Consider the following 21,160-nt stretch of genomic DNA (forward strand, 5'->3'; position numbering starts at 1 on the left):
GATGGTAAAAATTTTCCATCCCCTACTTCCCCAAGAATATCACCTAGAGATGACGAGAACCTCCAGTAAATACCCGTTCTAGTTGTTTAAAGTTTTCTAACACCCGACCTGTTCCCAACACCACACAACACAAAGGATCAGCGGCAATATGGGTAATAATTCCGGTTTCATGACTGATTAAGGTATCAATTCCCTTGAGTAAAGCTCCGCCTCCTGCCAACATAATACCCCGATCAATAATATCAGCCGCTAGTTCCGGGGGAGTCCGCTCTAAGGTTCGTTTAACCGCATCAATAATAATGGATAATGGCTCTGACATACTTTCCCGAACTTCCGGGGCTTTAATCGTCACGGTTCGGGGTAAACCCGATAATAAATGAATTCCCCGCACTTCCATGATCAATTCTTCATCCGCATAGGTGGGATAGGCTGAACCCATCTTGACTTTGATCTCCTCAGCCGTTTGTTCTCCAATCACCAAGTTATGAACTTTTTTCATATACTGGATGATAGCATCGTTGAGTTCGTCGCCTGCCACCCGCACCGATTCACTCAAGACCGTTCCTTGTAAACTAAGAACCGCGACTTCTGTGGTTCCCCCCCCAATATCCACAATCATATTTCCCGTCGGTTCCGCAACGGGTAAACCCGCACCAATAGCAGCAGCTATGGGTTCTTCAATTAGTCGGACATCTCTGGCTCCGGCTTGGGATGCTGCTTCAATCACCGCTCGCCGTTCTACTCCCGTTACCCCACTGGGAATACCAATCACAATTCGAGGAGCAATCAGGGTTTTTCCATCATGGACTCGCCGAATAAAATGTTTCAGCATTTGTTCAGCAACATCAAAATCCGCAATCACCCCATCTCGTAGAGGTCGCAGCGCAATTACATTTTCTGGCGTCCGACCCAACATTTTTTTGGCTTCTTCTCCAACAGCCAAGGGGATCTTTTCCTGTTGGTCAATGGCAACTACAGAGGGTTCTTGTAGTACAATCCCTTTACCCGATACATAAACCAGCGTATTAGCGGTACCCAGGTCAATACCCATGTCCCGCGATAAAGAAAAACGACTAAAAAGACCCACTATTATTTACGCCCCCAATATACGATTTTTTTTAACAAAGTCTGATAGAAGTTTGACAGATTCCCGCGTTAATCAGAATGTTAGACGAGGGATGCTAAAGCGGTTCTTTGCTGATTCGGAGTGTCCCCAAGAGCGAGTAACCGATGTGAATTTTATTACGTTTTGGTGTTTGCGTCTAGTCATCCCGCTTCTAGCATGAATCAGCAAGAGCTATCCTTCTCTTAACTATAGCCATAGTTCGTTGGCTCAAAGACCGGATCAGGATTGATTGTCTGTTCTAAAGACAAGGGGACGGGGGGATGAGGGGACGGGGGGACGGGGTGAATCAAGAGTTCATCATCAACAACCCACCGTCAAATCGAATACAATACCATCAGGGTTGTTAATACCCGTACATCATCGAAAATTTGGGTCTGAAACCCCGTCCTTTAGGAGCGCGGAGGACGGCTTTACATTTCAATTTTAACACGCCTCTGCCAACTTTACAGACTATATGCTAGAATGTGAGAACTATGGAAAAAGCCTATTCTTACCGATTTTACCCAACCCCTGAACAAGAGTCGCTATTGCGACGTACATTGGGTTGCGTAAGATTAGTTTACAATAAAGCTCTCCATGAACGGACTCAAGCTTGGTATGAAAGACAAGAAAGAGTAGGATACGCTCAAACATCCTCAATGTTAACTAATTGGAAAAAACAAGAGGATTTAGACTTTTTAAATGAAGTTAGTTCCGTTCCCTTACAACAAGGTTTAAGACACTTACAAACAGCGTTTACTAACTTTTTTTCAGGTCGTACCCAACATCCTAAGTTTAAAAAGAAACATCAAGGAGGAAGTGCAGAATTTACTAAATCTGCTTTCAAATATAAAAACGGAGAAATTTATTTAGCTAAATGTTTAGAACCCTTACCTATTCGATGGTCAAGACAAATACCAAAAGGGTGTGAACCCAGCACCGTAACAGTTAGGTGGCATCCGTGCAGACGGTGGCATATCTCTATTAGATTTGATGAGGCTATCAAACCTTTAGCAATTACCGATAAATCAATAGGAATTGACTTAGGAATTAGTAGCCTTATAGTGACCAGTGACGGGCAAAAAATAGCTAATCCTAAGCCTTATAAAAAACATTATCGTCGCTTAAGACGAGCGCAAAAAAGTCTATCTCGAAAACAGAAAGGGTCTAAAAATCGGGAAAAAGCCAGAATCAAAGCAGCTAAGATTCACGCTCAAATAAGCGATAGTAGAAAAGACCATTTACATAAGCTAACCACTCAATTAGTTCGTGAAAACCAAAGGATTGTGGTTGAGGACTTAGCGGTCAAGAACATGGTCAAAAACCGTAAACTAGCACAAGCTATCTCAGATGTTAGTTGGGGTGAAATTACTCGACAATTAGCCTATAAATGCCGTTGGTATGGGAGAACCTATATTGAGATAGATAGATGGTTTCCTAGTTCAAAACGGTGTAGTAACTGTGGGCATATTGTCGAGAAAATGCCGTTAAGTGTTCGAGAATGGGAATGTTATAAATGCCGGACTCACCACGACCGAGATATTAACGCCAGTAAAAATGTTTTGGCCGCAGGGCTTGCGGTGTCAGTCTGTGGAGCGAGTGTAAGACCCGAACAGAGTAAGTCTGTGAAGGCGACTGCTATGAAGCAGAAACCTAAATTGTGAGGTTTAGGAATCACCGTCCCTTTTAGGGCGGTGAGGATGTCAATAGTCAATTATTAATTCAAAATAATGAGTCTGAATATTGTTACGTTGGTTGGTCGTGCTGGCAGAGATCCAGAGGTCAAATACTTTGAATCGGGAAAAGTTGTCTGTAAGTTCACACTCGCTGTCAGACGTCGTAGTAGCAAAACCGATGAGCCGGATTGGTTCGATCTTGAACTGTGGAACAAAACCGCAGAAGTAGCGGCTAACTATGTCCGCAAGGGGACTTTAATTGGGATTAAAGGGGCATTAAAATTTGACCATTGGCAAGATCGCAATACCGGACTTCAGCGTTCTAAACCATTAATTTCGGTTGAAGACTTAGAGTTACTGAGTTCTAAACGGGATGAAGAAGGCGCACCTCGGAACACTTACGATGAGTTTTAAGACGAGAATATTGTGGCTCAAGAATCATTAGACATCATCCAAAGTCAATACCAAGCGGGTCAATTGGCGTTTGAACAGGGGCGTTATCGAGAGTCTGTTCAATATTTAGAACAGGCTCGTGAAGCTGTAGAATCTAATTCTCGTCTGGGTGGAGAAATCCAAATCTGGTTAGTGACAGCGTTAGAAGCCTCTGGTCAGCGGCCGGAGGCTCTCGCCCTGTGCAAACAGTTGATTCGTCATCCGACCGTTGCGACCCGTCAACAGGCGCGTCGGTTACGAGAAGTGTTAGAAGCGCCCAAACTCTATATTGACCCAGAGGGATTTGTTAAAATTCCTGATTTGAATCATCTCGATGAGAAGGAAGATTCGCGCTCCCAAGCTTATCCGGGAACATCAACTCAGTCTGTTTCTAAATCTCCTCCTCCAGTGTTCGTGAGCAATGTTGAGGGGGTAAAGACCCAAGACAATTACTTTTTGTGGGTGGCGTTAATCATGATATTGCTCGTCAGTGGTGGGTTATTCTGGCTAGGCTCCTTTTAACTTGAACATTCCCCCTGCTATAAACTTTAAGCAGGGGTATTCTCTGTCATATTTTAGGCAACAAACCTGATAGACTAAATATTGATGTTAATCTGCCTGCTCCCAGTCTGAAGCGGGGTTTCCTGTTTGCCATTGATTTTTTGATTGAAGTTTCCGGTGGATACCGCAGGAGTACCAACCGCGGAGGTATAGATGGAAGTTGAAATTCCCCAACTAGAAAGTGTTAAGCGCCAACTCATGAACCATCAGCGACCCAAAAAGCCCAAGATGTTGGTAGTTGACGATGAGCCAGATAATTTAGATCTGCTCTACCGTACATTTCGACGGAATTTTAATGTATTTAAGGCTGAAAGTGGCGTTCGAGCACTCGAAATTTTGGAAGATGAAGGGGAAGTGGCCGTTATTATCTCCGACCAACGAATGCCTGAAATGAAAGGGACGGAGTTTCTCAGCAAAACAGTGCCTCAGTTCCCTAATACCGTGCGAATTATTCTAACCGGGTTTACCGATATTGAGGACTTGGTAGATGCGATTAATTCTGGCCAGGTCTACAAATACATTACTAAGCCTTGGGACCCCAATGAACTCAAAGCTGTTGTGGAACGCGCCGCAGAAACTTATGAACTGCTGAACCAACGCACCGCAGAACTTAATCGTGCTCAGGCTCAAACCCAACTGTTAGCAACGATTATGGAAGCCGCACAAGCCGATGCTAACTTGGAAAGTCTATTGACAACCATTGCTGAAGCAGTAGCAAAACAGTTCCAAGCGGATGTTTGCATTTTACAATCCATTCAAGATAATCACCTGACTTCAACAATTGGTCATTATAGTGGTACGGGTGTTCTGGAAAACTGGTTAGACCGTGATCCTATCGTCCAAGAAGCCCTAACAACGGGAACCGTACAAGCCTCTATTAATATTACGGCTGATCCCACCTTAGCAACTCTCCCCCACTATCAAAGTTCAGGAATTCAAGCTCATATTAATGCTCCCATTCGCTATCGAGATCGTCAGATTGCTCTATTATCAATACAGTGGAAGCATCCTTGTCAGATGAGTCCTGATGATTTAACCACCATTTATTTAGTGGCCCAACAAATCGCCTTGGCTGTTATCAGCCTTGACCATTAATCCCCAAACTTAACATGATCAAGGAACACAACCGCGTTCAAGACATCTTTAATCGCATCGCACCTGTCTATGATCAGTTAAATGATGGGTTAAGTTTGGGACAACATCGGGTTTGGAAAAAAATGGCAGTGGGCTGGAGTGGTGCAAAATCAGGAGATACAGCCCTAGATTTATGTTGTGGGAGTGGAGATTTAGCACTGCTATTAGCCCAACAGGTGGGAGAATCGGGACAGGTATTTGGAGTGGATTTTTCTAATTGTCAATTAGAAATTGCCAAACATCGACCTCAACCTTTTACCATTCCATCGGCTGCGATCGCTTGGGTAGAAGCGGATGTCTTAGCCTTACCCTTTGCCGATAATACCTTTGACTGTGCCACTATGGGGTATGGTTTGCGGAATGTTCCCGATATTCCTCGCAGTCTCCAAGAACTGTATCGAGTCCTTAAGCCGGGAGCAACGGCGACGATTTTGGATTTTCATCGTCCTTCGAGTTTCCTACTGCGTACCTTTCAACAATGGTATTTGGATCAAATTGTTGTTCCCGCCGCCGAAGGATTAGGTTTTAAAGAAGAATACGCTTATATTAACCCTAGTTTAGATAAATTTCCGAGGGGGAATGAACAAGTAATATTAGCCCAGGAAGCCGGATTTTCTCAAGCCACACATTACCCGATTGCAAGCGGTATGATGGGAGTATTAGTGATAACTAAAGCCCATTAAACGATTAGCAAAGCTGCTCTGTTCCCTTGATTGGATGGGTAAAAAAACTGATAGCGGTTAGCTAGGGTGAAGGCTCACTCATAGTTTGTTGCGATAAGAATGGCTAATTTTTCTGATCTGTGGGTTTTAATTACGCCGCCAATTGTGGGGGGAATTATTGGTTATTTTACCAATGATTTAGCGATTAAAATGTTATTTCGTCCGTACCGACCCCTACAGGTTTATGGCCGAAGGGTTCCGTTTACTCCAGGTTTGATTCCGAGAAATCAAGAACGTTTAGCAAAACGAATTTCCGATACTATTATGGGGTCATTATTGACTCCAGAGGAGTTACAAAATTTAGCGCGTCGGTTGCTCGAAACTGAACGAATGCAAGCGGCTATTAATTGGTTTTTAAGATTGGCATTAGATCAAGTTAAATCTGATACAGAACGAAAAACTGCTAAGATTTTATCAGGAATTTTACATGATTTTATTGGGGAGTCTTTACCCAGGATTTTAAGAGTTTTAGCCCGGAAAGAGGATTTTTTAGCTCCTCAGATCAATCAAATTTTTGATCAAGTTTTATTAGAATTTCAATTAAGTAATAAACAATCAGAACAACTATCAGACTGGCTTTTAGAGGTTGTCTTACCTCCAGAAGTCTTGCGACAAGCTTTAATTGATTTTCTCACGGATCGAAATATTTCAATTATTGATGAGGGATTCCGCGAACAAAGTAGTGGAACCTATTGGGTGGTTGCCAATTTATTAGGATTACGCCATAGTTTAACTCGGTTGCGAACTTTTTGTTTAGATGAAAAAGAAGAAACAAATCGACGACTAGCGGAATTAATTAAATCCCTAGGATTAGGAATAAGGCTGCAAGAATGGTTACAGAATATTACCTTACAAAATTTACCGGTTTCTACCGTTAAACAACTCCGAAAAACCCTACGAGATGCCATTAGAATTTATATTCAGGAACAAGGCATTGATATCATGCAAGGGTTAAGCCAATCTATTGATTGGGATCATCTTTCAACGTTGATTTTAAAACGATTACAAACCTCTCCTGTGATGAATACGTCTTTAGAGTTAGTGAGTCAAGAATTAGCCTTACTTCTGGAACGATATTTAGAACAGGATTTAGAAAAAATTATGACTCAAGTGATTCCCATTCTTAATATAGAACAGGTGATTATTGATCGAGTTAAAGGAACTTCCCCGGAAAATTTAGAAGCCGCCATTAACGGGATTGTTAAAAGTGAATTACAGGCGATTGTTAATTTAGGGGGAATTTTAGGCATTATTGTGGGGTTATTGCAGACGCTTTTGTTAGTATTACGATAGCTTCCATTTTTCCTAATTTTGTGAATGAATATGACAACTCCTAAATCAAAACTCAGTCCTGAAATCTATGCGCGTCTGAAAGCAGAAGCAAAAGCTCCCTATCGAGGTTTGCGACAGTTTATTTATGTTGGTTTTGGGGCTTCCGGTTTAATTGGTGCGTTTGTGTTCTTGGCCCAACTATTAGCGGGACGGAATATTGAATCGGCGTTACCGAACTTAGCCTTACAAGTGGGAGTGGTGGCTCTGATGGTGGGGTTGTTTCGTTGGGAACAACGGGCCAATCGTCGGATATCGGGCCCAAAGTAACATAACGACACATTTCTCAATCAACCAACACAAGACGCAATCAAAAGAAAATAAAGAAAATATTACGAAATTAAGGTTTCGTCATAATCCCTGAGAAGATTAAGTTTAGTGAATCAAATGGGGTCAGCTTTATAAAGACCCTAAAAGATAAATCCACTTTAATGCTTCAAATGGGGTCAGCTTTTATAAAGACCCTAACCATAGGAAAATCCATTCATAAAAACCTAGAGGTCAGCTTCCAATGTACGGAAGCTGGCTTTCTTGTTTTAAAATTCAACTGCACCGGAGATTTTGGATTGATCGATTTCATTCCCCACCACCGTAAGGGTGAAACCGCGTGTCGCATTATACACATCATAGCGACCATTACTCCGAATAATATTTTGACCGGGACTGGTGGCTGTTCCTAAATCAGGTTGAGCTTGGGAGATCGCAACAACTCCATCTCGTTCATTATTTTCAATTAAATTATTGCGGAGTATGGGTTTAGCTTGGTGAGAAATCACAATTCCATCCCGATTTTCAATAATTTTATTTTCGGTAATGGTAGGTGTAGCTTCGTCATTAATCGAGATTCCAAACCCGGTATTTTGGAAAATATTATTGCGAATTTCTCCCCCTGCTGACCGAGCAATTGATATTCCATTTCCAGCATTTTGAGTGAAGATATTACTGCTAATTTTAGGATTACCTTCGGCACTAATAAAAACCCCATCTCGCTTACTATTAATAAACGTACAGTTACTCACCGTAGGATTAGAAGATTCTATCCATAAAGCCGTTCCACGAGTATTAGGATTTGTCAGCGTTAACCCTAGAATTTGACTGTTTCCTTCCGTTCTAATAGTGGCATTTTGTCGAGCAAAGGTAGGACTAACAAAATTCCCCCCGCCCATAATAACTGTATTTTGTCCATTGGTAGAAACATCTCCTTGTAAGGTGATTTCTTCTGGGAGCACGATGGGAAAACTCTCTCCGGTTTCTTGACTATAGGTTCCGGGGTTAACTTGAATCACCGTACCCGGTTGGGCTTTTTGGAGAGCATAGCTAATCGAACGATAGGGGCCAGCTTCACTTCCTGTGGAAGCACCGCTATCAATTCCGGTGTTGGAATCAACATAAATCACGGAACCTTGGGCCAAATTTTGGGAAATTAAAGAGGGATAGGTTGGAATTGTTTGGAAATTGGCCAAAACGGGAGTTTCTAAACTCGCTATTAGTCCGAACCCCACCATTGTTGTCACCCAACCCCTGCTTTTGTAAAGCCTAGAGGGAATGGATAAAGTCAATCGTTGTATCGGCTTAGGTTGATTGCACATATCGTATTGATGGGTTGTCCTGATTCAAGAGCGGATTTTCCTCCAGGGGGTTCCTGTTCGAGATTGGATTAGAACAATCGACCTTTGGGATGAATCCCGCTTGATTCTTTTAACTCCAAGCATTTTAGCCGATTCAGATCAATGGATTTTGTTTTTTCTAAGATTAAAGATAATTCTTTGGGAACATCTCGGTCGGGGGATAAGTCAATAAAGCCAGACTTTATCTTGGGTTCGTTTCGGCGGTAGTTTAGGGTTGTTGTCAAGAAGAGAGTTCTAAACGAGGGTATGTCAGGGATCATCAGGATTGAGGACTTGGTTGTCACGCTTGAGCAGTACAGGGATAGTTTTCACATCAAGTGATCATTAATTGATCAGGGGTTTGTCCCCTAAAAGCAATGAAACAAAAGATGTGAGATCATCGAATCGTTCTTTTCTGTCCATTTAGCCCTTAAACCAAAGTTTCTCAATCGCTTGCTATTTTCTTGACACTTCTGTTAAGCTGATACGATATTTTTTTATTCATTACTGAAGAAAGTTTAGCTTCACGATCAGGGTTTCCCCTAGGTGATGCTCAACTGTTTTTTGTATTGACAGAGATGGAGATTGCACAATTGCCAGCGATGTCCTTTTTTTAGTTAGAATACTCTGGATTGTTTATTCCTTTTAGGATAAACTAAACATGGTGTTCATTACCAAACTGGAATCACTGGTCAGTTAAAGTTTAATCATCTCTAAGACTACCAGTAACGAAGTTCCTATTGTAGAATCCCAGAAAAATCAAAATCCTAACAACATTAAGCTTACGTGAGGAGGACTTGAATGTCTCAGATAGCAGGAACCAATCCATCAACAGTGCTAGTAGAAACTGACTCTAAGGGGCTAGTTACTCTAAGAGCCGCAGTTGATGGAGAAAACAACATAACAGGAACCGCTAATACCGTCCTGATTTTGGGTAACGCTCAAGGCGGCCCTCTCCTAGCTGGTGCAGCAAACCCTATTGAAATTGCTGGTGATGGTGGGGCAGATTCCATTGTAGGTAGCAGTGGCAATGACTGCCTTTACGGTAACCTGGGACTTGACACCATCTATGGTTTGGGTGGAAATGACTTGATTGCCGGGGGTGCTGACAATGACCTGCTGTACGGTGGAGATGGAAATGATAACATCTTTGGTGATCTAGGAGATGATAAGGTCTACGGTGGCGCTGGTAATGACACGCTTGCGGGTGATGGTGACCCAGCCCTAGGCGGAGGAAATGACCTCATTGATGGCGGCGATGGCGATGACACCATCTGGGGTCAACAAGGCAATGACAGCCTTTATGGTGGAGTCGGAAACGACACCATCTTTGGTGGCAAAGGAGACGATATTATTGCGGGTGGAGACGGTAATGATTTCATTACTGGAGACCTAGGCAATGATAACTTAACGGGTAATGCCGGCAGTGACACATTCCGCTTTAACCAAGTTGGCAGTGCTAATGCTGACGTAGTAGTTGATTTTACATCGGGAAGTGACAAGATTTCCTTGGACATTCGTGATATTGATCCTAATGTGCCTAATGATACCGGCGGTGTGTTCCTATCTCTAGGTCCGACACTAGAGCAAAATGAATTCCAAGTGATTGCTAACTTCAATACTGGTAACATTGGCACTACGACTGGACTGGTTTATGACTCTGCCAACGGCAAGTTATACTTTGTCACGGGTGGTGCTGCCCAAGAAGTAGCTACATTTGTCAATAATCCTACTCTAACAGCCAGCGACTTTGAACTATTCTAAGTCTGAACTTGCTATAATTTAGTTCTAGGGGTAGCTAGTCTACCCCGTTTTTTAGGGGCAGTAATGGCTTAATCTTCCGGCTTGGGAGGGACAGGATCATACCCCCCAGGATGATAGGGATGACAGCGTAGAATGCGTTGCACGGCTAACCAACTGCCTTGAATGATTCCAAACCGTTCGATGGCTTCAATGGCATATTGGGAACAAGTGGGATGAAAGCGACAAACGGGAGGAAACAGGGGAGAAATTAAGAATCTGTAGCCTCGAATCAGGGTAATTAATAGAATTTTCATATCATTAAAGTTGTTAATTTTCAGCGAGAACAACTTGAGGAGCGAGGAGAACTTGATCGGAAGTTGTGATAAATTTTCCAATTCCTAAAAGTTGATTTTCTGGAGCATAAACACTCACGGGATGAGGTTTTAGGGCTTCAGAATCTACAGCAATTGATTGTCCTTGACACCAACGTTTTGCAGATTCATCGGTGAGTGTAATAATTGTTAAATGATTTAAAGCTAAGGTCGGAGAGAGGGGAAAAAATGTTTGTTGTTGAACTTGGGTTTCTAGGGTTTCTAAAGTTAAACTATTGTCTAAAGAGAAACCACTGCTTTCTGTTCTGATTAAATTAGCTAAGGTTCCACCGCAATTCAGTATCACTCCTAAATCTCTAGCAATAGAGCGAATATAAGTTCCTGAACCACAGGCGATCGCAATTTCTAACTCAGGAAATTCCCCTGGATACCAATTTAAAATTTTGAGATCAAAAATTTCAACTGTCCGACTGGGAACTTCAATATTTTCTCCTTTTCGAGCTAAATCATATAATCGTTTTCCTTGAACATGAATGGCACTATAAAGCGGCGGAATTTGTTGAATTTTTCCCTTAAATTGAGGAAGAATTTCTTGAATTTGTTGGAGTTGTAAATCAGGTATAGATTGAGTCGTTAATATTTCTCCTTCTAAGTCATCGGTTGTGGTGGTGACACCAAATCGAATTCTAGCTTGATAAGCTTTTTGAGGCGGGAGAAATTGTAGTAAACGAGTGGCTTTTCCTAGAGCAATAGGTAACACTCCCGTTGCGGCTGGGTCTAGGGTTCCAGCGTGTCCGACTCGTTTTAATCGTAAGATTCGACGCACTCGCGCCACACAGTCATGGGAGGTTAATCCTGCCGATTTATTAAGGTTAAGAAACCCGTACATTATGGTCTTGAATTTCCTTTATGAAATTGCTAATTTATCCTGGAAGTTGCTTAAATTTTTGCTAAGTAAGAGATTTAAAATCTCCAGATGTTAAATTTCCTGTAAAACCGGGAAGAAATGCTAAATAAGTGGGATTATTAACATCATCTGTGCGAATCAATACACCGTTAACGTCATTAAGACTTCCCGTTTCAATGACTAATTGACTATAAGTTAAGTCTGACGGCAGAAAAAAGAAGTCATTATTATCATTATAATCTAATATGACATCAACGAAAGCCGGATTAGCACTACCTGAATTAACAGAAATCAAAAATCCATCTTGTCCTTCACCGCCGACTAAAATATCTTGACCTCGATCTCCCGATAACAAATCATCTCTACTTCCCCCAACGATACAATCATCACCCGCTCCGCCATATAGGGTATTATTACTATCATCAGTTCCGATTGAATCACTACCCGCTATCAAGACGTCATTATCATTATTTCCTGATAAAAAATCTTGTCCATTTCCGCCAAATAAGGTATCACTATCCTTCCCTCCAAACAGGGTATCATTTCCTTCATTCCCTAAAATAGAATCCCGATTTTGATTCCCATTAATATAATCATTTCCCGCTTCACCCTCAATCAAATCCTCTCCATCATCACCAAAAATTGTGTCGTTTCCCCCCCGACCATACAAACTATCACTTCCTATATTTCCTCGAATAATATCAGCAGCAGCAGTTCCAGCTAGACTAGCTCCCAAGGTATCACTGACTTGAGGAATTTGGTTTCCGGTCACCGTAGTGTCTCCGCCAGTTCCCCCGGTAACGGTGTTACTACCTCCAGTGGTGTCATTGGTCAGGGTGTCCCCAGGAAGGGTTTGGTCGTATAATAGGAAAATTAAGTTAGGATCAAATACGGATGTCATAATCAGTGAAGCATTAGGTTTGTCTGAAATTTTACCTGTGCATTACTCAATTATATTAAAATCCAGCTTATTTGTTGTTCTGACTCCAAACCTTTGAGACGGCAAAGTTCAACAACTGTCAATTGTCATAATTCCGTAAACTCACCGATAGCAAGATAAGGGATAAGTCGAATATAATAGGATCAACCTTGAGCCTCTAAATAAATTTACTGCAAAAATCTGGGATTGCCAATCACAAGCCCAAACCTTGCACTCTTTTGTACCTGGATTGACATCTCTAATTCTTTATCCAACGGATTATTATGTTTAATGCCACAGCCATTCTAATTGATGCCTTTGTTCAACAATTACAAGCCGGATATCGTCGCACTTATGGAGGGTTTAAACCAGACTACCCTGAGATTATTGCCTGGGCTGGAACAATGGCTTTAGAAAATATTGCCAATTGTGATGCTCTTTATCATAACGTCGAGCATACTATGTTAGTGACGTTAGTAGGACAGGAAATTTTACGCGGAAAACATATCCGAGAAGGTGGTGTTACCCCTCAAGATTGGTTGCATTTTATTATTTCCTTGCTGTGTCATGATATTGGTTATGTCAAAGGGGTTTGTCGTCAGGATCAAGAATCAATTGGTTTATATGCAACTGGAATTGGAGATGGAATTGTTTCGATTTCTGTAGGCGCCACGTCAGCTAGTTTAACCCCTTATCATGTTGATCGCGGAAAATTAGTCATTGATGAACGATTTGGTGGTCATAATTTAATTGATGCGGAACAAATTAAACGCAATATTGAATTAACTCGTTTTCCGGTTCCCGCCGATGAAACCCACCAAGATCGACATAATTATTCAGGATTAGCAAGAGCCGCAGATTTGATTGGTCAACTCAGTGATCCGCGCTATTTAAGAAAAATTAGTTCCTTATTTTATGAGTTTGAAGAAGTCGGAACAAACAAAGTTTTAGGCTACAAAACCCCTGGAGATTTACGTCGAAATTACGCTAAATTTTACTGGAATGGCGTATTTCCTTATATTCCGGCGGCTCTCAAATATTTAGAACTCACCCAAGAAGGAAAGCAAGTTGTAGCAAATCTCTACGCTAATGTCTTTCAAGTGGAAAATGAATCTCGAATTTTACAAGGAATTAATCAATTTCCTACAGAAATGAATGGCGGAAGTCGAACAGATCAAAATAAAGACAGTGTTCTCAATGAGCAAAAACCCTTAGTCTTTAGTGAATTAACGGAGTTAAATTTATAGAGACTGAGGATAGACTGAAAAAAGGAAATTCAAAATTGAGAAAGGGAGGTTGATCAATTAACCTTCCTTTTTATCTCTATAACTATAAAATATTTGAGGTCTTAATCATGACAGAAGCCACTCCAAAAATACAACAACGAGTTGAAGAATTAAGAAAATTATTGCAAAAAGCCAGTTATGAATATTATGTCCTGGATGCTCCAACAATGGAGGATTCTATTTATGATCAATTATATCGAGAACTGCAAGATTTAGAACAAGAATATCCTGAATTAATTACCCCAGATAGTCCGACCCAACGAGTCGGAGAAAGACCCGCTACCCCATTTCAATCTGTTCAACATAATATTCCTTTATATAGTTTAGAAAATGCCTTTAATTGTAATGAGTTAAAAACTTGGCAAGATCGAGGACAAAAAATCGCCACAAATTCCTCTGAATTACCGACTTATGTGTGTGAATTAAAAATAGATGGTTCAGCCTTAGCATTAACATATCAAAACGGAATATTAGTTCGAGGCGCAACGCGCGGAGATGGAATAACCGGGGAAGAAATTACTCAAAATGTTAAAACGATTCGTTCTATTCCCTTAAAATTAGAGTTAGAAAATCCTCCGCCTGTAGTTGAAGTACGAGGAGAAGCTTTTTTATCCTTAACTGTATTTGAACAAATTAATCAAGAACGAAAACAAGCAGGAGAGGCGTTATTTGCTAATCCGAGAAATGCTGCTGCTGGAACTTTAAGACAATTAGATTCTAAAATTGTAGCTCAACGGAAGCTTGATTTTTTTGCTTATACTTTACAGATTCCTCAACAAGATAATTTAGAAATTACTGATTCCCAAACCCAATGGGATAATTTAGAATTATTACAAACAATGGGGTTTAAAGTTAATCCCAATCGTCAAGTTTGTTCTAATTTAGAAGAAGTGATAAAATATTGTGAATATTGGGATCAAGAACGGCATAATTTACCTTATATGACTGATGGGGTCGTGATTAAAATTAATCCTTTATCTTTACAGAAAAAATTAGGATTTACTCAAAAATTCCCCCGATGGGCGATCGCTTATAAATATCCCGCAGAAGAGGCCCCAACGCAAGTAAAATCCGTCACAGTACAAGTGGGGAGAACTGGGGCGTTAACCCCGGTTGCAGAACTTAACCCCATTTTACTCGCAGGAACTACAGTTCAACGAGCAACATTACATAACCGCGATCGCATTACTGAGTTAGATTTGCATCTCGGTGACACTGTAATTGTACGCAAAGCCGGGGAAATTATTCCCGAAGTGCTGAGAGTCTTATTAGAATTACGCCCCAAGGACGCTAAACGGTTTGAAATGCCCACCCATTGTCCCGAATGCGGTCAACCCGTTGTACAACCTGTGGGAGAAGCGGTGACGCGATGTATTAATGAGTCTTGTCCGGCAATTTTACAAGGATCTTTGATTCATTGGTGTTCCAGAGATGCCTTAGATATTAATGGTATTGGGGATAAATTAGTGCAACAATTAGTCAGTAAAAAATTAGTTCATTCTGTCGCTGATTTATATGATTTAACTGTTGAAAAATTAATGGTTTTAGACCGCATGGGGGAAAAATCAGCTAGTAAAATTGAGAAGGCGATCGCTACTTCCAAAACTCAACCTTGGTCGCGGGTATTATATGGGTTAGGAATTCGTCACGTTGGCAGTGTGAACGCAGAATTAATTACTCAAAAATTCAAGAGCGTTGAACAGTTAACCCAAGCATCCGCCGCCGACATTGAAGGGGTTTATGGAATTGGGCCAGAAATTGCCTATTCTGTTTACCAATGGTTTAATCTTCCCGCAAATCAAGACTTAATTGAACGATTAAAACTAGCAGAATTACAGCTTGCTAATTCTGAAATAATAGATTATGATATAACTAATCAATCTCAATCTTTAGCAGGTAAAACCTTTGTAATCACAGGAACATTAGCCACTTTAAAACGGGATGAAGCCAAAAAATTAATTCAAAATGCCGGAGGGAAAGTAACAGATTCTGTGAGTAAAAAAACCGATTATGTTGTGGTGGGAGAAGCAGCCGGATCTAAACTCAAAAAAGCCCAAGATTTAGGAATTTCCCTGTTATCTGAAGCAGAATTATTAACCTTACTCAAGTAGGGTACTTTATTAACTCCCCCATACCCGATAACAATTGACTACAATAATTAAGGGTTAATTTATATCTAAAGACAGAACAATTATTTTCTGATTTAGAGTATAATGGTAAGGATTTATTTTAAATTTATACAATGTCAATTCATTCAACATCAGGGCGGTGGCGGTTAGGATTAGGGTTGGCACTATTAACAACATTTTTATGGGGAATTTTACCATTAGGGTTAGCAATTATTTTACAAAGTTTAGATGTTTATACCGTTACTTGGTTTCGATTTTTAATTGCTTTTATCCTATTAGGAGGATATTTAGCCACTCGTCAACAACTCCCTGATATCCAAAAGTGGCGTTCAATGCCTTGGGGATTATTAGCAATTGCCACAATATTTTTAGCCGCTAACTATGTACTATTTTTACAAGGATTAGCGTTAACTTCCCCGACAAATGCAGAAGTTTTAATTCAACTGTCTCCTGTTTTAATGGGGTTAGGGGCGATTGTTTTCTTTAAAGAACGTTATACAGGATTACAAGGGTTAGGTTTAGGAGTTCTAACATTAGGTTTTAGTTTATTTTTCCATGAACAATTACGGATTTTAGTAACCGCATCTGAACGATATTTATTAGGAAGCTTTATTGTGGGAGTTGCATCTATTTGTTGGGCAATTTATGCTTTAGCTCAAAAACAATTATTACAACAACTTCCCTCTACTCATATTATGGGGTTTATTTATGGAAGCTGCACCATTTTATATTTACCCGTTGCGACACCAACAGCGATTTTTACTCTCACCCCCTTTCAACTATTCATTTTATTTTTTTGCGGACTCAATACATTAATCGCTTACGGTGCTTTTGCCGAATCTTTAGAACATTGGGAAGCATCCAGGGTGAGTGCAGTTTTAGCCTTAGCCCCAATTATAACATTAATTGCTGTTGATCTAGTTGCCCTATTATTTCCCCTATTAATCAAACCCGAACATTTAACAAATTTAGCAATTATAGGAGCAATTTTAGTTGTATTAGGTTCGATGATGATTGCATTAGGAAGAAGAAAAACTGAGGGTGCGTAATTCTATTGAGAGTTTAAGGGGTTAAAGGTTAACCAACTGAATAATTCATTTCTAAATACAAGGGTTTAGTTTGGGTATTGTCGAAAATTCCAACCTAGACTTTGACAGGAACGGCTCACACCCGTATATTTACTGTAGCGGTTTGAGATGACACAAGGCATCCTGGAAATAGGAAGAAACGCTCGTAGGAGAATAGATCATGCAGTATAATATGGCTGAACTTCAACCATCAAGAGCATCATATAATTTGATTGATGATTCTACTGCTCTCCCAAACCCTGAAGACGAAACCCAGACAGCACTGGATTCTCAGGAGTTAATGTGGTTTCATAGCCAGTTTGAAGACTGCATGGAAATGTTCGCCGATATGGATACGGTGGCGGAATATTTAGGTCAGCATAGTGGCTGGTTTTGTCGGTGCGCGTTACCGATGAAAACAGAGCCGTTAGGAAATAATGCTTATGATTTACTGATTGGCAGATTTGGAGCTTTTGGCTATCTGGTGGAAGCGCGAATTGGATTAGAATTAGTCCCACCGGATGCTGAGGGGGTTTATCGGATTCGGACAGTTCCCATACCTAATTATACGCCTCCCGGTTATGAGGTCGATTTTCAATCCACAATGACATTAGTGGAATTATCCCCAGCAGAATTTTGCGCTGAACGCGGTATTAAATTAAGTGAATGTCCGCCCCAAATTACCGGAGCAAAATGGTGCTTAGATTTAGCAGTCGGCGTACAATTTCCTAAGTTTATTCGTTCCAAATCTCAATCGTTAATTCAAAAAACTGGGGATACCTTATTAAAAAATATTGTTAAACAAGTTTCCCGTCGTCTCAGCGCCAAAACTCAACAAGATTTCCACAGCACGTTGGGAATTCCCTTTCCCAAACAACGGTGTTAAGAATTGATTTAAAAGATAGAAGAAACTAGGTTTTTCACCTGGGTCATTGATTAACCTAGTTTCTCAGTTAGTTTACCAAGTAATGCGATCGCGAATTTTTTCTAATAATTTTGGCCCAACACCGGACACCTGATCTAAATCTTCGAGGGAAGTAAAGGGTTTTTTCTGTCGAGCCGCTATAATATTTTGAGCTAATTTTGCACCAACTCCGGGTAAGGTTTCTAATTCCGCTTGGGTTGCTGTATTGAGATTAATTTTAACTCCTGAAGACCCTGAATTTAAAGTTTTTACAGATTGAGAAGAATTAGATTTTATAGCAATAGAACCCCCACAGGCTTTTAAATCTTTTTCGACTTTTATTAATAGCCAAGTGGGAATCCCTAAAGCTGAATTTTGATATAATCGTTCAAATTCTCGCTTAAAATGAGTGGCAACTGTTGTATTATTAATAATTATCAAAGTTTCATCATTTTGAGTATTGGCGGCTTCTGTCCAATTATGGGAACCTGTAATCACAATTTTATGATCAATAATTCCAAATTTATGATGTAAGCGATCGCTCGGAGGTAAATTCGGACTTCCTACCGTTGAAATGGGTTGTTTCCAAGGCTTATTTTCCGCTTCATAACGACATTGATTAACTAAGGAAATTCCCATCATATCCAACCCTTCACTATAGGAACGATAGGCAAAGCTCGGATCAATTAAGCCTTGAATTAAGACCTGATTTTGATGTTTATTTTCTAAAGTATTGACAATTTTTTGTTCTGAAAATACAAACAAAGCAAAATCAAAAGATTGTTGAGCTTTCTGTAATTCTTGTTGAATTAAACCATTGGTACTGTTTTGCCAAGGTTGTTTTTGAGAAGTCGGAGAAAATTGGATGGTTACAGGAGTATTCCCGACTAAAATTGTTTGATGACCTCGAAAAGGTTTATTAATCCCAAATAAACTATCCTTTTTTTTCCCAACCCCATCCCCCCACATTAAATTAAATTCTTGAGTCACTAATTTAGCTAATTTTGAACTTTCAATTTTTAATAAATTATTAGCATTTCCTGTACTTTCTAAGGTTTTAAAATCTCCATGAACATCACTGGTTGTCCAATTAGCAGACGTAATAATGACATTCTTTCCATCAACAACCATAAATTTATGGTGCATTAACCCTGACCCTTTAGAGCCATCTTCCCTATCATCAACAATCGGAATTCCGGCATTTTCTAATAACATTAAAGCATCTCGTTGCTGACTTTCCTCCGAGCTAACTTTTCCATCCTGATTAATATCTGCTAGTAATCTAAACTCCTGATAGCGTTCCTGCTCCCGTTCAGCTAACTGCTGAATATCTGCGGCTGTCAATTGACTCCAAGGACGACGATAAGTATTTTCTACAATAACTCGGATCTTCACCCCAGCTTGATGACGTTCCACTAACGCTTGAGCTATATTCGGTAAACGAAATTCTTGAACCGCCACATCAATAGTTGATGTTCCTTGATGAATTGTATCAATAATAACTTGTTCTAAATTATCGCCAAACCGGAAAGATTGACGATAGGGTTCTGGATAAACAGAAGCTTCAGAATGATTAAAATAAACTTGAATTAAAGCATCTTGTTCTAAAGAATCTAAACGAGGTTTTAAAACAGACGGGGAAGAGGTTTTCACACAAGCACCCAGACCCCCGGCCCATAAGAGCGTTAACCCTAAGCGCAGCAAAATTTGACTTAATTTATTCACCGATCAATAAAAATTAAATTGATTCTATTAACAGTTTGGCAGCAACAGGAGCGACAAACAAGGGATGAATCCCAGTTCACCGAAGGGGTGAGGGAACCAGGAGTTGCTAACGGGTAACGGTTGACTTACTCCTGCCTCCTGATTCAGGTAATCTATTATTGACACTCCCCCATCAAACTTACGTTGTGACGGGGGATTCTTGTTTCACAAAAGAATGCTTTTTAATGCAAGCATTAACGAGTCTTACACCTTCTCCGCAAGCTTTAATTCCTGCGTGTCCCGCAGTATTTGTTGACAGTATTCTTATCCCTTCTTCACGGATATTCCTTGCTGCGTTTTCATCTCTATCATGATGGGTTTGGCAATTCAGACAAATCCAGTCACGAACACTTAAATTCAAGGAATCATTTTTGAATTGGCAGCAATTACAAAGTTTTGTGCTAGGGAAAAATCTATCAACTTCAACCAACTTTCCCCCTTCTCTTTCCAGTTTGTAGCTCAAGAAATTAATTAGCATTCCAAAACCTGCATCTAATACAGATTTTGCCAATTTGGTACGAGCTAACCCTTTGATACAAAGGTTTTCTACTACAATGACTTGGTTCTCATCAACTAACTTTCGAGAGAGTTTATGGAGGAAGTCAACTCTTGTATTCGCTATTTTCTCATGAACCTTAGCAACTCTTTTGACTTGCTTCTTCCGGTTGTTAGAGCCTTTTGTTTTTCGAGATAAAACCCGTTGTTTCCATTTTAATCGCTTGGCATATTTTCTCGTGGGTTTAATTGGGTCAACCTTGGTACAAGTTTCACCATCAAACACTGTCACCAGACTTTTTAACCCTAAATCGATTCCTGAAATTTTTCCGGTTTTATTGGGAATTAAATTATTGGTTTCAAATAAAATAGCAGCAAAATATTTATCTGTAATGGTTTTGGAAACCGTAACAGATTTTATTTTGTCGCCAATTATTTTTGGGAACTTGGCTTTAACAATCCCTAATTTGGGAAGTTTTAAACCGTTCCCTTTAATTGAACAACTTTCAGGATAACGAATGGATTGTTTTTTATGTTTGCTTTTGAATTGAGGAAATCTAGCTCTTTTTTGGAAGAAGTTCTTAAAAGCTGACTCTAAATTCTTTAAAGATTGTTGTAATGTCGCAGCAGTAGCCTCTTGCAAAAACAAGTAATCAGGTAACTTTTTGAGTTGGGTTAAATCCTTAGCCATGTCGCAATAACTCAACCCTTTTCCTGTTTCTTTGTACTGATTATTGGTTTTTTCCAAGTAATGATTCCAAACGAACCTGCAACAGCCAAAGTTTTTAACCAAAGCTGTTTCCTGTTCTTTGTTTGGGTATATCCTAACTCGGAGAACGTCTAACATTGCCGCTACATATTGTTTTTGAAAACCTTCTAGTATTATAATATTTTTGTCGCTAGTTGTGGGGGTGTCACTGTTCAGCAATTAAAAAAATATGTTGAACAATAGGCAGCTCCAAAAAATTAAATTGTATTCGCTACCGCTCATGTTTTTTAAATGTCCCGTGATTCATCTCGGACACTAAAGCCTAACGGCTGTGGCGGG

General features: G+C 40.1%; 19 protein-coding genes. 12 read left to right on the plus strand and 7 right to left on the minus strand.

Annotated elements, in window-relative coordinates:
- Positions 1-43: 43 nt before the first annotated feature.
- Positions 44-1,051, minus strand: coding sequence for a rod shape-determining protein (locus H6G57_RS20645; RefSeq protein ID WP_190521929.1), 1,008 nt, complete (start codon positions 1,049-1,051; stop codon positions 44-46).
- A 548-nt stretch (positions 1,052-1,599) separates the two neighbouring features.
- Here H6G57_RS20645 and H6G57_RS20650 point away from each other — a divergent pair.
- The 7 genes from H6G57_RS20650 (at position 1,600) to H6G57_RS20680 (ending at position 7,229) form a co-directional block, all read left to right on the plus strand.
- A complete protein-coding gene (locus tag H6G57_RS20650; protein ID WP_190521931.1) occupies positions 1,600-2,769 on the plus strand; it encodes an RNA-guided endonuclease TnpB family protein in 1,170 nt (389 codons plus the stop codon).
- A gap of 66 nt (positions 2,770-2,835) precedes the next feature.
- Positions 2,836-3,195, plus strand: coding sequence for a single-stranded DNA-binding protein (locus tag H6G57_RS20655; protein ID WP_190521933.1), 360 nt, complete (start codon positions 2,836-2,838; stop codon positions 3,193-3,195).
- Between the two features lie 12 nt (positions 3,196-3,207).
- Positions 3,208-3,735, plus strand: a complete 528-nt coding sequence (locus tag H6G57_RS20660) for a tetratricopeptide repeat protein (protein WP_190521935.1) — start codon at positions 3,208-3,210, stop codon at positions 3,733-3,735.
- A gap of 192 nt (positions 3,736-3,927) precedes the next feature.
- On the plus strand, positions 3,928-4,869 hold the full coding sequence (locus H6G57_RS20665; protein WP_190521937.1) for a response regulator: 942 nt from the start codon (positions 3,928-3,930) through the stop codon (positions 4,867-4,869).
- A gap of 14 nt (positions 4,870-4,883) precedes the next feature.
- Entirely contained in the window at positions 4,884-5,591 is a 708-nt protein-coding gene (gene ubiE, locus H6G57_RS20670; RefSeq protein WP_190521939.1) for a bifunctional demethylmenaquinone methyltransferase/2-methoxy-6-polyprenyl-1,4-benzoquinol methylase UbiE, read from the plus strand.
- A 99-nt stretch (positions 5,592-5,690) separates the two neighbouring features.
- Entirely contained in the window at positions 5,691-6,923 is a 1,233-nt protein-coding gene (locus tag H6G57_RS20675) for a DUF445 domain-containing protein (RefSeq protein WP_190521941.1), read from the plus strand.
- A 30-nt stretch (positions 6,924-6,953) separates the two neighbouring features.
- Complete coding sequence (locus H6G57_RS20680) at positions 6,954-7,229, plus strand: DUF3493 domain-containing protein (RefSeq protein WP_139295066.1); 276 nt, start codon at positions 6,954-6,956, stop codon at positions 7,227-7,229.
- A 266-nt stretch (positions 7,230-7,495) separates the two neighbouring features.
- On the opposite strand, the gene H6G57_RS20685 is transcribed toward H6G57_RS20680, so the two are convergent.
- Entirely contained in the window at positions 7,496-8,548 is a 1,053-nt protein-coding gene (locus H6G57_RS20685) for a DUF1565 domain-containing protein (protein ID WP_190521943.1), read from the minus strand.
- 819 nt (positions 8,549-9,367) lie between these two features.
- Between H6G57_RS20685 and H6G57_RS20690 the strand changes: the two genes are divergently transcribed.
- Positions 9,368-10,330, plus strand: a complete 963-nt coding sequence (locus tag H6G57_RS20690) for a calcium-binding protein (protein WP_190521945.1) — start codon at positions 9,368-9,370, stop codon at positions 10,328-10,330.
- Positions 10,331-10,398: 68 nt separating this feature from the next.
- Here H6G57_RS20690 and yidD read toward each other — a convergent pair whose 3' ends face one another.
- From yidD to H6G57_RS20705, 3 genes are all read right to left on the minus strand, one after another.
- Entirely contained in the window at positions 10,399-10,623 is a 225-nt protein-coding gene (gene yidD / locus H6G57_RS20695) for a membrane protein insertion efficiency factor YidD (RefSeq protein WP_072719677.1), read from the minus strand.
- A gap of 13 nt (positions 10,624-10,636) precedes the next feature.
- The gene (gene truB, locus H6G57_RS20700) at positions 10,637-11,530 is read right to left on the minus strand and encodes a tRNA pseudouridine(55) synthase TruB (RefSeq protein WP_190521948.1); all 894 of its coding nucleotides are present in this window, start codon (positions 11,528-11,530) and stop codon (positions 10,637-10,639) included.
- 61 nt (positions 11,531-11,591) lie between these two features.
- Positions 11,592-12,449, minus strand: coding sequence for a calcium-binding protein (locus tag H6G57_RS20705; protein WP_190521950.1), 858 nt, complete (start codon positions 12,447-12,449; stop codon positions 11,592-11,594).
- Positions 12,450-12,751: 302 nt separating this feature from the next.
- Between H6G57_RS20705 and H6G57_RS20710 the strand changes: the two genes are divergently transcribed.
- The 4 genes from H6G57_RS20710 (at position 12,752) to H6G57_RS20725 (ending at position 17,835) form a co-directional block, all read left to right on the plus strand.
- Positions 12,752-13,714 carry an Npun_R2479 family HD domain-containing metalloprotein gene (locus H6G57_RS20710; protein WP_190521952.1) on the plus strand — a complete coding sequence of 321 codons (963 nt, stop codon included), beginning with the start codon at positions 12,752-12,754 and terminating at the stop codon, positions 13,712-13,714.
- 107 nt (positions 13,715-13,821) lie between these two features.
- Positions 13,822-15,864 carry an NAD-dependent DNA ligase LigA gene (gene ligA / locus H6G57_RS20715; protein ID WP_190521954.1) on the plus strand — a complete coding sequence of 681 codons (2,043 nt, stop codon included), beginning with the start codon at positions 13,822-13,824 and terminating at the stop codon, positions 15,862-15,864.
- A 131-nt stretch (positions 15,865-15,995) separates the two neighbouring features.
- Complete coding sequence (locus H6G57_RS20720; protein ID WP_190521956.1) at positions 15,996-16,931, plus strand: DMT family transporter; 936 nt, start codon at positions 15,996-15,998, stop codon at positions 16,929-16,931.
- 199 nt (positions 16,932-17,130) lie between these two features.
- Positions 17,131-17,835 (plus strand): DUF1997 domain-containing protein, encoded by a 705-nt coding sequence (locus H6G57_RS20725; protein WP_190521958.1) that lies wholly within the window; start codon positions 17,131-17,133, stop codon positions 17,833-17,835.
- 72 nt (positions 17,836-17,907) lie between these two features.
- Here the strand turns inward: H6G57_RS20725 and H6G57_RS20730 are convergent, their stop codons facing one another.
- Positions 17,908-19,578 (minus strand): DUF655 domain-containing protein, encoded by a 1,671-nt coding sequence (locus H6G57_RS20730; RefSeq protein ID WP_309235993.1) that lies wholly within the window; start codon positions 19,576-19,578, stop codon positions 17,908-17,910.
- A 178-nt stretch (positions 19,579-19,756) separates the two neighbouring features.
- Positions 19,757-20,959: an RNA-guided endonuclease TnpB family protein gene (locus H6G57_RS20735; protein ID WP_190521960.1), complete on the minus strand. Its 1,203-nt coding sequence runs from the start codon at positions 20,957-20,959 to the stop codon at positions 19,757-19,759.
- Between the last annotated feature and the right edge of the window lie 201 nt (positions 20,960-21,160).

The organism is Planktothrix sp. FACHB-1365 (assembly GCF_014697575.1).
In the GTDB taxonomy this organism is placed as follows: Bacteria; Cyanobacteriota; Cyanobacteriia; order Cyanobacteriales; family Microcoleaceae; genus Planktothrix.